The sequence below is a fragment of the Amycolatopsis sp. NPDC052450 genome (assembly GCF_044547565.1).
GTDB lineage: Bacteria > Actinomycetota > Actinomycetes > Mycobacteriales > Pseudonocardiaceae > Amycolatopsis.
This window is the reverse complement of sequence record NZ_JBIUAQ010000002.1, coordinates 266,828-278,733: the sequence shown is the minus strand read 5'-3', so window position 1 is coordinate 278,733 and position 11,906 is coordinate 266,828. Positions and strand designations below refer to the sequence as shown.

The 11,906-nt window shown below is 69.8% G+C and carries 13 protein-coding genes and 1 pseudogene; 7 read left to right on the top strand and 7 right to left on the bottom strand.

What is annotated here, in order from left to right; genetic code table 11:
• Nucleotides 1-19 precede the first annotated feature (19 nt).
• A complete protein-coding gene (locus ACIHAO_RS06185) occupies nucleotides 20-421 on the top strand; it encodes a hypothetical protein (RefSeq protein WP_396555032.1) in 402 nt (133 codons plus the stop codon).
• A gap of 67 nt (nucleotides 422-488) precedes the next feature.
• On the opposite strand, the gene ACIHAO_RS06180 is transcribed toward ACIHAO_RS06185, so the two are convergent.
• On the bottom strand, nucleotides 489-1,313 hold the full coding sequence (locus ACIHAO_RS06180; protein WP_396555031.1) for an arylamine N-acetyltransferase: 825 nt from the start codon (nucleotides 1,311-1,313) through the stop codon (nucleotides 489-491).
• 79 nt (nucleotides 1,314-1,392) lie between these two features.
• Here ACIHAO_RS06180 and ACIHAO_RS06175 point away from each other — a divergent pair, with 79 nt between their 5' ends.
• A complete protein-coding gene (locus ACIHAO_RS06175; protein WP_396555030.1) occupies nucleotides 1,393-1,986 on the top strand; it encodes a TetR/AcrR family transcriptional regulator in 594 nt (197 codons plus the stop codon).
• A gap of 12 nt (nucleotides 1,987-1,998) precedes the next feature.
• Here ACIHAO_RS06175 and ACIHAO_RS06170 read toward each other — a convergent pair whose 3' ends face one another.
• Together ACIHAO_RS06170 and ACIHAO_RS06165 are read right to left on the bottom strand one after the other, a co-directional pair.
• Nucleotides 1,999-3,060, bottom strand: coding sequence for a hypothetical protein (locus ACIHAO_RS06170; RefSeq protein WP_396555029.1), 1,062 nt, complete (start codon nucleotides 3,058-3,060; stop codon nucleotides 1,999-2,001).
• Between the two features lie 81 nt (nucleotides 3,061-3,141).
• Nucleotides 3,142-4,097: pseudogene (locus ACIHAO_RS06165) on the bottom strand (zinc-binding dehydrogenase).
• Nucleotides 4,098-4,173: 76 nt separating this feature from the next.
• Here ACIHAO_RS06165 and ACIHAO_RS06160 point away from each other — a divergent pair.
• Nucleotides 4,174-4,794, top strand: coding sequence for a TetR/AcrR family transcriptional regulator (locus ACIHAO_RS06160; protein WP_396555028.1), 621 nt, complete (start codon nucleotides 4,174-4,176; stop codon nucleotides 4,792-4,794).
• Nucleotide 4,795: 1 nt separating this feature from the next.
• On the opposite strand, the gene ACIHAO_RS06155 is transcribed toward ACIHAO_RS06160, so the two are convergent.
• Nucleotides 4,796-5,437, bottom strand: a complete 642-nt coding sequence (locus tag ACIHAO_RS06155; RefSeq protein WP_396555027.1) for a TetR/AcrR family transcriptional regulator — start codon at nucleotides 5,435-5,437, stop codon at nucleotides 4,796-4,798.
• 62 nt (nucleotides 5,438-5,499) lie between these two features.
• Between ACIHAO_RS06155 and ACIHAO_RS06150 the strand changes: the two genes are divergently transcribed.
• Both ACIHAO_RS06150 and ACIHAO_RS06145 read left to right on the top strand, forming a co-directional pair.
• The gene (locus ACIHAO_RS06150) at nucleotides 5,500-5,859 is read left to right on the top strand and encodes a nitroreductase/quinone reductase family protein (RefSeq protein ID WP_396555026.1); all 360 of its coding nucleotides are present in this window, start codon (nucleotides 5,500-5,502) and stop codon (nucleotides 5,857-5,859) included.
• A gap of 92 nt (nucleotides 5,860-5,951) precedes the next feature.
• Nucleotides 5,952-7,121, top strand: coding sequence for a serine hydrolase domain-containing protein (locus ACIHAO_RS06145; protein WP_396555025.1), 1,170 nt, complete (start codon nucleotides 5,952-5,954; stop codon nucleotides 7,119-7,121).
• A 78-nt stretch (nucleotides 7,122-7,199) separates the two neighbouring features.
• On the opposite strand, the gene ACIHAO_RS06140 is transcribed toward ACIHAO_RS06145, so the two are convergent.
• A complete protein-coding gene (locus ACIHAO_RS06140) occupies nucleotides 7,200-8,114 on the bottom strand; it encodes a LysR family transcriptional regulator (RefSeq protein WP_396555024.1) in 915 nt (304 codons plus the stop codon).
• Between the two features lie 72 nt (nucleotides 8,115-8,186).
• Here ACIHAO_RS06140 and ACIHAO_RS06135 point away from each other — a divergent pair, with 72 nt between their 5' ends.
• Nucleotides 8,187-9,155, top strand: a complete 969-nt coding sequence (locus ACIHAO_RS06135) for a DMT family transporter (protein ID WP_396555023.1) — start codon at nucleotides 8,187-8,189, stop codon at nucleotides 9,153-9,155.
• Here the strand turns inward: ACIHAO_RS06135 and ACIHAO_RS06130 are convergent.
• Both ACIHAO_RS06130 and ACIHAO_RS06125 read right to left on the bottom strand, forming a co-directional pair.
• A complete protein-coding gene (locus tag ACIHAO_RS06130; RefSeq protein WP_396555022.1) occupies nucleotides 9,069-9,542 on the bottom strand; it encodes a universal stress protein in 474 nt (157 codons plus the stop codon). The two genes, ACIHAO_RS06135 and ACIHAO_RS06130, sit on opposite strands and share 87 nt — an antisense overlap.
• A gap of 7 nt (nucleotides 9,543-9,549) precedes the next feature.
• A complete protein-coding gene (locus tag ACIHAO_RS06125) occupies nucleotides 9,550-11,127 on the bottom strand; it encodes an MDR family MFS transporter (protein ID WP_396555021.1) in 1,578 nt (525 codons plus the stop codon).
• A gap of 81 nt (nucleotides 11,128-11,208) precedes the next feature.
• Here ACIHAO_RS06125 and ACIHAO_RS06120 point away from each other — a divergent pair, with 81 nt between their 5' ends.
• Complete coding sequence (locus ACIHAO_RS06120; protein WP_396555020.1) at nucleotides 11,209-11,790, top strand: TetR/AcrR family transcriptional regulator; 582 nt, start codon at nucleotides 11,209-11,211, stop codon at nucleotides 11,788-11,790.
• Nucleotides 11,791-11,906 lie beyond the last annotated feature (116 nt).

Below are 11,906 nucleotides of genomic sequence, written 5' to 3'. Positions count from 1 at the left end.
CCGGGGCAGGGGAGAACAGATGAGCGCCGATGACACCACCGGTATGAAGGCGACCCTGGATGGCCTCGTCCGCGAGCAGGCGGAGCGCCGGGCGCTGCGGGATCAGCGCGCCGGCGAGATCAAGGCCAGCGCGCAGGAGTTCATGACCAAACAGGTCCAAACCGCCCAGCGCTACGTCGAGCACCGGCGGGAATTGGGGCAGCGCAAGACGAAGTCCGGCTGGAGCACCGACCGGTCGCACGCGGAGCCGGGTGCCGGGTCGGCGTTCGGAGACGACCCGGTGGACATGGCGGCTCCGTTCGCTTCGGAGGCGCCGCCCGCCCCCGCCGGGCGGGACACCCCCCGGCGCGCTCCCCGCGCACGTCCGGCACCGGCGGACGACGAGGACGACGCCTTCCTCAACAACCGTTGGCGCGACTGAGGCCGTGAGTGGCAAGGGTCGTGGTTCGGGACCCGGCCGGCTCCCGAACCACCACCGCAGCGCGAGGTCAGGCTCGCGCGACGTGCGCCTGGATGGCCAGCCAGACTTCGTGCTGCTCTTCGGTCCTGGCCCACAGCGCCGCCAGCTCGTCAGCGCTGAAGTCCTCCAGCGGGATACGGAATTCCCGCAGTGTCTCGGCGAATTCGTCGAGAGTGGACAGTGTGCTGCGGTCGGCGTCGCCGCGCTTGACCGTGCGGGCGCGAAGGGCCAGCTCGCGGCCGTCGCGATGATGTTGCGCCACGAGCACTTTGGCGAGCGCGGAGTCCGGCGAGGTGTTTCGTGCCCGTTCGGCGAACTCGGTGATGTCCCGGGGTGCGGTGCGGAAGTCGGACGAGTCGATCGTGCCGCCCGGATGGTGGTGCATCCGCCAGGTTCGGTCGTCGAGGCGTTCCATCCGGAACTCCAGTTCTCCTTGCCAGTGCGTGCCCTCCCGTAACGGCAGCGGCTCGAGGAACGCGTCCCCGATCCCGGTGTCGGCGAGCCAGGATTCGCCGTCGACGTCGACCAGCAGGGCGATGTGGTTGCCCCATTGACCCTCGCCACGGGTCGCGCGCAGGACGGCGCCTTCCACGATGGTCACGGTGAACCCGGCGGCCCGCAGCAGAAGTGCGAGCGCGCCGTTCATTTCGTAGCAGAGCCCGCCGCGGCCGCGGCGCGCGAACTTGTCGATCAGCGCCTCCGGGGTGAGCGAGATCGGCCTGCCCAGCTGGACGTCGAAGTTCTCGTACGGGACCCGCAGCCGCCACGCCCGGTGCAGGTTCCGCAGCGTGGCGAGATCCGGCCGGACGGGGTCGCGGTACTCCAACCGGTCCAGGAACGCGTCGATGGTCATGGGCTTCTCCTCCAGAAGTAAGACTCACTCTAAAATTAGAGTAGCTCTAATTTTGGTTCGGATCCAGTAAGCTGTCGTCATGAGCGAACCGGTGGGCTTGCGGGAACGGAAGAAGTGGCGCACCCGGAAGGCGTTGATCGAGACGGCGTACCGGCTCTTCGAGCAGCAGGGATACGACCGGACGACCACCGCCGAGATCGCCGCGGCCGCCGAGGTGTCGACCGCGACGTTCTTCAATCACTTCGCGACGAAGGAAGACCTGGTCCTTACCGACGACGGCGAGCACATCCTGCGCGCGGGGCTGGACGTCCTCGCGGCGCGCGAGGCGGGCGAGGCGGCGCCTCGGCTGCTGCGGCGCGCGATGCTCAGGATGCTCGCCGAGGCGGGGGCCGGGCCGCGCGATCCGGCGGCCGAGCCGGAGCGGATCCGGCTGGACCTGATCACGTCGGTGCCGTCGTTGCGCGCGACGATGCTGCGGCGCGCGTTCGACGCTCAACAGCGGCTTTCGGCCGCGCTGTGCCAAGCCTGCGAGGGCGAACTCGACGAGATCGACGCCGCGGCGGTCGTCGGCGCGGTCACCGGCGCGGTTTTCGCCGCCGGGCGAACGGCCCTTCGCCTCGGGACGCCGCTCGACGAGGCGATGCGGCGCGCGATCGACCTCGCGACCGCTTGACGCACCGTCGAATCACGTGCGGTGCCAGGCGATCCCGCGATAGGTGGAGGTGTCCGCGGCGAAGCCGTAGCCGATGATCACAGTGCCGCAGGCGTTGATGTGCTGGGCCACGATCGCCGTGATGCCGCGAGGCGACGGAAGTGGGTACGGTGTCGCGTCGGCGTCCCAGCGGACCGGGCGCACCGTTCCCTCGCTCCCGGATTCGCCGACGACCGTCCCGGCTTCGTCGATGTCGAAACACGTGCTGGCGAGGTCCGGCGGCAGGGGCCGGAGCACGGTGGGCCGTCCGTCGCGATCCCAGCGCGCGCAGGTGCCGTGCCGGTCCGGCGTCACACCCCAGCCGATCGCGACACCGTGTCCGGTGATCCGGACGACCTGTCCCGCGCGGAACTCCGGTTCCCCGGTCAGCAGGACGGTGCCTCCGTCCCGGTTCCACACGACCCCGTCGCCGAGGATGGCGCCGGCGTCGGTGATACCGCAGGCCGTCGCACGGCGGGGCGGGGGCAGTTTGCTGATCTTCCCCGAGGGCGTCCAGCGCACCGCGGTCCGGAGCCCCGTGCCGTTCCTGGCCGATCCGACGACCTCGTCCAGCCCGTTCAGGTCGTGAGCCTGGGTCTCGCCTCCGCCCGGCAGAGTGCCGAGTTCGACGGCCTCGCCGCCGGGTTCCCAGCGCAGCGCTCGCCAGCGGTAGCCCGGCCACATCACGTTCCCCAGTATCGATCCGCGTTCGTTCACCCGGCACGCCGTACCGGAGACCATGCCGGCGGCGAGTTCGAGCGCGTGCACCCGGCCGTCGGGCAGCCAGCGCACCGGCCGGAGGTGTTCGCCGAGGTAGAGCGAGCCCGCGATGACGCCCGCGGCGTTGACGCTGACCGCCCGGCCGCCGGAAAAGCCGTCGAGGACCGGCAAGAGGGTCGGACTTCCATCGCGATCCCAGCGCACCGGCCGCGACCCCGACTCGCCCACGATCGTCCCGGCGTCGTTCACGCAGTACGCGCCGGTGCCCTCGTCGTCGGAGAGCGGCCGCAGGCCGACAGCCGTGAAGCGGGCTCCCTCGGTCATCGGATCGGGCACGAGTGGGCAGCCTAGTGCGAGCGCGCACGCAATGGGGAAAAGTGCACTGACCGGGTGACGCGCACTCCACAAAGGACAGGACTACGGCGTCAGCACGATCCTGCCGAACACTTCGCCGTCGTCCATCTTCCGGTGCGCCAGCACGGCTTTCTCCAGCGGAAGCACCTCGTGTACCACCGGGCGCAGCTCACCACGGGCCGCCGCGGCGAACTGGTCCGCCTCCACTACGCGCCGATCCGCCTCCGGGATCGAATCCGCGCTGAACGCGGCGAAGGAGAGGGACTTCCGGAACGTCGCCATCAGCTTCGAGTCGAAGTCCGCCGGTGGCATGCCCGCCACCACGCCGACGAGCACCATCCGGCCGTTCGGATTCAGCCTGTCGAAGAAGGAAGGCATGGCCACACCGGACACGATGTCGATGATCACGTCGTAGCCCGCGGGCCCGTCCCCGCCACCGGAACGGTCGAGCACGTGGGTCGCACCCAGTGCGCGCAGGCGGTCGCCGCGTTCGGCCGAGGACGTCGTGACCGCGACGGCGCTCGCGCCACCCGCCGCCGCGAGTTGCACCGTCATGATCCCGATGCTGCCCGCCGCCCCGCGCACCAGCACGGACTCGCCGGGGGCGAAATGGGCGTGGGCGAGACCGAAATGGGCCACCATGCCGGAGGTCCCGAGCGCCACCGCGTCCGTGGCGGACAGGTCGCCGGGGAGGGGCAAGACCTTCTCGACCGGGAGGGCCGTCCCCTCGACGTAGCCGCCACTCTCACCGGTGAACGCCCAGACGCGCCGCCCGGTCCAGGCCGGATCGACCCCGGCGCCGACCGCGCTGACGGTGCCAGCCACCTCGTTGCCGGGAACATGTCCTTCCCGGAAGCCGAAACCGGCGAGGGCCCCGCTCCGGATCACGGTGTCGACGCCGCCGACGCCGATCGCTTCCACGCTGATCAGCACTTCTCCCGCGGCGGGAACGGGAGAGGGTACCTCGATCACGGCAAGGCCCTCGGGGCGCCGAACTTCCGGATCTCGACTGCTCGCATCTTCGTCTCCTGGTCGTTGATCACCGGCGGCCGACGCTAACGGACGCCCCCGTCCGTTTTGGCTAAAGTGAGAGTGGTGACCAGTCGTTTGTCTCGGATCCCGCGCTCGGATGCCTTGGACAACCGCGAACGCATCCTCGAAGCGGCTCGCGCGTTGTTCGCCGCCGAAGGATTGAACGTGCCGATGCGGGAGGTCGCGCGCCGTGCCGAAGTCGGCCCCGCCACGCTGTACCGCCACTTTCCGACCAAGGAGATCCTGGCGACGGAGGCCTTCGCCGACCAGATGAGGATGTGTCACGTCGTCGTCGACGAGGGGCTCGCCGATCCGGATCCTTGGCGTGGCTTGTGTTCCGTGATCGAGAAGATCTGCGAGCTGCACTCGCGTGACAGGGGTTTCACCGCGGCCTTCGTGTCGGCCTTTCCCAAGGCGGTGGATTTCACCGCGGACCGCGACTACGCGCTCAAGGCGATCGCCGAGTTGGCCGGCCGGGCCAAGGACGCCGGGAGACTCCGCTCCGACTTCGTGCTCGACGATCTGATCCTCATGCTCATGGCCAACAACGGGATCCAGGCCGCTTCGCCCGCCGCGCAGGTCGCCGCGTCCCGGCGGTTCGCCGCGCTGGTGATCCAGTCTTTCCGGGCCGTACCGGAACAGGTGCCGCTGCCGCCGGTCGCGCGGCTGGCCCTCGTGATCTGAATCATTTCCGGCGGGCCTCGAGTCCGTCCAGGATGAGCTCCAGCCCGAAGGCGAATTCGCTCGTGTGGTCGTAGCCGGGCCGCATCGCGTGTCCGGAGATCACCTCGGCCAGATAAGGGAACTCGTCTCGCGGCAGGTTCTCCAGGATGTCGTCCGCCACCTTCGCGGGGTCGTCGCTCGACGGGAGACTCGACTCCTGCAACACGTATCCGCCGATGTAGCTGTCGATGAGAGAGACGGCGTGCACCGCCATCGGGAGCGTGAATCCCGCCCGTCGCAAGACACCCAGGACCGCGTCGTGGTGGCGCAGCGTCGCCGGCCCGGGATTGCGGCGGGAGTCCATGAGACCGAGTGCCCAGCTGTGCCGCGACAGGACCGCGCGTGCGGACGAAGCGCGTGCGCGGATCGCGTCGCGCCAATCGCCGTCTTCGGGGCCGGGCAGTTCGATCGCCGCGAACACCGCGTCGACGACGCCGTCGAGGATCGCGTCCTTGTTCGGCACGTGGTGGTACAGCGACATCGCCTCCACGCCAAGGTGCTGCGCCACCCGCCGCATCGTCATCGCCTCGACGCCGCCGCGATCGGCGACCTCGATCGCGGCTCGCAGTACGCGTTCTTTGGTGAGTGATCGGCGAGGCGGCACCTTGACAACCTTACAGGTGTAAGCCAGCCTTACGGACGTAAGGCCATCGAGAGGAGAGCCCGATGCCGATGCCGAGATGGTGGGGACACGTCAACAAACGGGTGTTCAATCCCCGCGCGATCGCCGGCGGGAAGTACCCGGTGCTGATCCACGTCGGCCGCGCCTCGGGAAAGACCCACCGCACGCCGCTCGACGCGCATCCCGTCGACGGCGGCTACCTGTTCGTCCCGGTGTACGGCCCGGACGCGGACTGGGTGCGGAACATCATGGCGGCACGCGAGGCGCGGCTTCGGATCGACGGGCGGGAAGTGGAACTCGTCGGCCCGCGGCTCGTCGGCGAAGACGAGTTCCCCGACGGTGTCGGTCGTCCGCCGAAACTGCTCCGCGTCACCGAATTCCTGCGGATGGACCTCAAACCCTGAGACGGCCCTGCCCGTGGTTCCTACTGTGGAGGTACGCGGCATCGTCCTTGAAGCTGATGCCAGACTAGGTGATCCTTCGTAGTTTTACCGGTATGAAACGGACTTCAGTGGTCATTGCCGCACTCTGCGCGGCTACGCTCATCTCCCCGGCCGCCGCGTCCGCGACGCCGTACTCGAAAAACACGTTGCACCGGACCCTGCAGCGCGACGCCGACACACTCGTGGAGAACGGTTCGCCGGGTGTCTTGGTCGAGCTGAGCGCGGCGAAGGGCAGTGTCAAGGTGCGCAGCGGTTACGGTGATCTGCGGACCAAGACCCCGGTGCCGTGGAACGGGCACTTCCGGATCGCGAGCTTCAGCAAGACCTTCTTGTCCGCGACGATGCTCCAGCTCGTCGGCGAGGGCAGGCTTTCCCTGGAAGACACCGTGGAGAAGTGGCTGCCCGGCGTGGTGCGCGGGAACGGCAACGACGGCGGGGCCATCACCGTCCGGCAACTGCTGCAGCACACCAGCGGTCTGCACGACTACATGGCCGAACTCGATATCGCCACGGAGAAAGGCTTTCTGCGCCATCGGTTCGACAGGCTCAGCGCGGCGGAGGCGGTGAAACTGGCGGTCGGCAAGCCGCCGGCGTTCGAGCCCGGGAAGAGCTGGGGTTACTCCAACACCAACTACGTCCTCGCCGGAATGGTGACCGAGAAGGTGACCGGCCGGGACTGGCAGCAGGAGATCGCCGACCGGATCGTCCGCCCGCTGGGCCTGCGTGAGACCTCGTTGCCGTACACGTCGCCGTTCATTCCCGCCCCGCACGCGCGAGCGTACGACCGCTTCGTCGTCGAGGGCTCGAATCCGCCGCTGCTCGGGCGACGGGTGGACGTGACGCTGATGAATCCGTCGATGGGCGGGGGAGCGGACGGGTCGATCAACAGCACCACCGAGGACGGCAACAAGTTCTTGCGGGCGTTGCTGGGCGGCAAGGTGCTCTCGCCGGCGATGCTGGCCGAGATGAAGAAGACCGTGCCCGCTCCGAGGCTCGGCGCGTACGGGCTCGGCTTGGTGAAGTCGACCGCCTCCTGTGGCGACTACTGGGGCCACGGTGGCGCGCTGCCCGGCTTCCTGACCGGCAACGGGGTGACCGAGGACGGCAAACGCAGCGTGATGGTCTCGCTGAACACGCTCACGCCGTACCACCCCGGCGCCGAACCGCCGGCGGGCAATCCGATGAACCCGGTGATCGAGCACGCGCTCTGCGGCCGCGGCTGATCCGCGTCGTGAAGGGTCCCTTTGAGACCTTCATCGTCTCAAAGGGACCCTTCACGACATCCCCACGACCGCGAAAGCTCACGAACCCCAAGTACGCGCCGCGTCCACCATCGCCCTGACGGATTCGGCGACCGCGGGCCGGGTCTCCCCTTGGGGCTGCACGGCGTAAAGCTGCCGGTGCAGGACGGGTTCGAGCGGCGCGCACACCACGGTCGGCGGCGCGATCGTGGTGGCCATACTCGGCACCAGCGTGACGGCGCCGAGCCCGGCGACGACGGCGAACTGGGTGCCGAATCCGCTGACCGTATGCCGCACCACCGGTTCGATGCCGCGTTCGCGCAGGGTGTGGCGGATCCAGGCGTTCGCCAGGGTGGGACGGGCCCACGCGACCCAGATCTCGTCCGCGAGGTCTTCGGCGCGCACCGAGTCCGCGTCCGCGAGGTGGTGTCCGGCGGGGAGGACGATCATCGCCGAGTCGTCGCGCAGGACGGTCCAGCGGGTGTCCGGTGGCCGGGTGAGCGGCAGGTTCTCCCAGCTCTCGACGACCACGACGTCGAAGACGCCGTCGGCGAGGGCGGGAAGCGCCACTTCCGGTTCGACCTCGTGCAGCCGCGCCTCGATGCCGGGGTGGCGCACGGCGAGGCCGGTGAGCGCGGGCGCGATGAACGTGTGCACCCCGGACGGGATGGCGCCGATCTCGACGACACCGGTCGTCGCCCCGGTGAGGGAGTCCAGATCGGCGCGGGCGGCGCGGAGTTCGGCGAGGACCCGGTCCGAGCGCTGCGCGAGCAGCAGTCCCGCCGGGGTGAGCCGGACGCCGCGGCCGTGCCGGACGAGGAGCGCGGTGCCCGCCTCCCGTTCCGGTTTCGTCAGCTGCTGGGAGATCGCCGACGGCGTCACGTGCAGCAGTTCGGCCGCCGCGGCGAGGGATCCCCGCCGCCATACCGCGTGCAGCATCCGCAGCCGTTCCACATTGGACAGATCGCCACTCATTAGCCGAGCTTAACCCCGGCGGTAAGAGGATCTCGCTGGTCCTGTCCGCTGTCGTGCGATCGAATCGAAGTCATGCGACACACCGGAATTCTCGCCGATCCGCGCCTGCAAGGAGTACTCGGAGCCCTCGCGATCGCCCTGTCCGCCCCGCTCGTCGCGCTGTCCGGCGTCAGTTCGACGACGGCGACGTTCTTCCGCTGCCTGTTCGCGTTGCCGATCCTCGTGCTGCTGGCTCGATCCCGGGAGCGGGGACACCGTCCCTCGCCTGCCGCGCGGCGGCGCCACGTACTGGCCGGTGTCCTGCTCGGGGTCGACATGGTGCTGTGGAGCGAGGCGATCCTCGCCGTCGGCGCGGGGGTCGCCACGGCGCTGGTCAACGTCCAGGTGGTCTTGGTCCCGCTGGCCGGGCTGCTGTGGTTCGGCGAGCGGCCGTCGCGATCGTTCTGGCTGTCGATCCCGGTGATGCTGGCGGGGACGGCGCTGGCCGGGGGACTGGCCGACGGCGGTGCCGCGGGGAGCGATCCCTGGTACGGCACGGTCATGGCCGTGCTGGCGGGCGTGGCCTACGCCGGTTACCTGATCCTGTTGCGCCGCGCCGGGACCGAACGCGGCGGCCGTACGACGATGCTCGCCACCGCGACCGCGGCTTCCGCGAGCGTGGGTGGCCTTTCGGGCCTGTTCGCCGGAAATCTCGACGTCACGCCACCGGCTTCGGCGTTGCTGTGGTTGTTCGTGCTGGCCGTGACCGGCCAGGTGCTCGGCTGGCTCCTGATCGGGAAGGCGCTGTCCGCCCTGCCCGCGAGCGGCGGGTCCGCCGTGCTGATGCTGCAACCCGCCGCCGCGATCCTGTTCGGGGCCGCCCTGCTCGGCCAGTGGCCGACACCGTGGCAACTGGCGGGCTGTGCGCTCGTCGTCGTCGCGGTGGGTGCCGTGTCCCTCCTGGGCGGCCGGTCGTCAGGGCACCACCAGCACCGGCCAGTGCCCGGTCCTGATGAGCTTGGTCGCGACGGAGCCCGCGAACCGGTGGCCCGCCTTCTGTGACGCGCCGACCACCACGGTGTCGACCTGGCCGCGGTCGGCGGTGTCGCGAAGCGCGGTGTACGGGTCGCCGAAGGTCTTCAGGAAACTGACCGGCACTTCGAGCTCCTCGGCCGCCGCGCGGATCTGCTCGCGAAGTTCGGCGTAGAGCTGCTGTGCGGTGTCGTGCTCCACCGTCGCCGCGACCGCCGGTCCGAGCGCCGGGCGGCAGACGAAGGCGACGATCAGCCTGCCGCTCTCGCGCCGCGCCATGCCGAACGCGAACGCCGCCGCCCGCATCGCCGTGTCGGAGCCGTCGACCCCGGCCAGGATGGCCCGCCCCGCGTGGTGCCGGGGCGGGCCGAAACGCTCCACAGTGGACTCGAAGGCCCTGGCGGCGTTCCCGTCCATCGCGCGCCTACCTGGTGACCCGGTCGGACGCCGGGGCTTCCGTCTTCGGCTCCACGTCGAGGGTGGTGCGCAGGGTGAGCGGCTTGAGCAGCAGCGCCGCGAGCACGCCCACGACGCCCACCGCCGCGGAGATCAGGAAGATGTGCGCGGTCGCGTCGCCGTACACGGTGTGCACGATCGTCTGGACCTCCGGCGGCAGCGCCTTGAGGTTCAGCGCGCTGACGCTTCCCGTCGACGCCTGGCCTTCCGGGACGTGCAAGGCGGCCGACAGGTCGGCGGTGACCCGGTTCGCGAGCACCGCGCCCAGCACCGAGACGCCGATGGTGCCGCCGAGCGACCGGAAGAACGTGACCGAGGCACTGGCCGCGCCCAGATCCCGCAGCGGCACGGTGTTCTGCACGGCGAGTACGAGGTTCTGCATCGTCATGCCGACACCGACGCCGACCACCGCCATCGCGATACCGACCAGCCACAGCGGCGAGGCGTGGTCGACCGTGCCCAGGCCGAGGAAGCCGATCACCAGGGTGATCGTGCCCGCCACGATGTACGGCTTCATCCGTCCGGTGCGGCTGATCAGGCGTCCGGAGACGGTCGAGGAGACGAGCACGCCCGCCATCAGCGGAATGGTCAGCAGACCGGCTTCGGTGGGGGAGTAGCCGCGGCCGACCTGGAAGTACTGGCCGAGGAACACCGCGCCGCCGAACATCGCCATCCCGACGGCGAGGCTCGCGACGATCGCCAGCGCGGGGGTGCGCTGGGTGATGATGTGCAGCGGGACGATGGGCTCGCGGACCTTCCGTTCCACCAGTACGGCGAGTACCAGGAGCACGACGCCGCCCACCACCATGAGGGCCGTCTGCCACGAGAGCCAGTCGAAGGTGTTCCCCACGAACGAGACCCAGATCAGCAGCACGCTCACGCCCGCGGCGATGAGACCCGCGCCGAGGTAGTCCACCTGGACGTTCTCCCGGCGGACGGTCTCCAGCTTCAGGGTCCGCTGCAGCACGATGAACGCCGCCACCGCGATCGGCACGCCGACGAAGAAGCACCACCGCCAGCCCAGCCACGGCACGTCCACGATCAGTCCGCCGAGCAGCGGGCCGCCGACGGTGGCGACCGCCATGACCGCGCCGAGGTAACCGTTGTAGCGGCCGCGTTCACGCGGCGGGATGATCGCCGCGATCACGACCTGGACCAGGGCCTGCAGGCCGCCGACGCCGATGCCCTGGAACGCGCGGGCGGCGATGAGCTGACCCGTGTTCTGGCTGAATCCGCTGATCATCGACCCGATCAAGAAGATCACGATCGCGACCTGCACCAGCGTCTTCTTGTTGAACAGGTCGGCGAGCTTGCCCCAGATCGGGGTGGTGGCCGTCGCCGCCAGCAGGGTGGCCGTGACCACCCACGTGTACTGCGTCTGCGTGCCGTTCAGCGAACCGATGATCAACGGCAGGGCGGTCGAGACGACCGTCGAGCTGATCATCGCCACGAGCAGCGCGAGCAGCAGTCCGGACAGCGACTCGAGCACCTGCCGGTGTCCCATCGCCCCCGGTGGTGCCTCCGCCGTCGTTCCCTCGGTCTTCATGGCGTCCTTTCGAGCGGCAATTGTTGCTCACTGTGCAAACTTGCACAGTGAGAACTTTATTCCCCTCGCTACGCTGTCCTGGTGGACACCCTCGACACGCTCCGCACCCGCAAGAAGGCGGCGACGCGGCAATCACTGCACGAGGCCGCGCTCCGGCTGGCGATGGAGCACGGTCTGGACGGTGTGACCGTCGAGGACATCGCCGACGCGGTGGGCGTGTCCCGGCGGACCTTCTCGAACTACTTCGCGAACAAAGAGGACGCGATCCTGCACGCCGACCGCGAGCGCACCGGGCTGCTGGTGTCGCTCGTCGAAGGCAGGCCGTCCGGCGAGAAGCCGTGGCAGGCGCTGCGCGCGGCGTGCCGGGAGCTGTACCGGGCGCATCCCGTCCCCGACCGCGAGTGGGTCGCGCAGCTACGGCTGCTGCGACGGCATCCGTCGCTGCTCGCACGGCAGGCCGGTGACCAGTTCGCCCTCGAACGCGACCTGATCGCGGTGCTGCTCGCCAGGGGGCATGGCCTCGATCAGGAGCTGGCCAGGCTCACCGCGGCGACCTTCCTCGCCACCTTGCGGACCGGGAACGTGCTGTGGCTGGAAGGCCAAGAGGATCAGCCGCTGCCCGAGGTCGTGGACCGGTTGCTCGGCCGCGTTCAGCTCCGCTGAGCGTGGCCTGGGCCGGTGGTCGTGGGGGGGGGGGGGGGGGGGGGGGGGGCCGGGCCGGCGGGCACGCGGCCGCGGGCGGCGGCGCCGCCCGCGACACAACAACACAAAAAACGCAA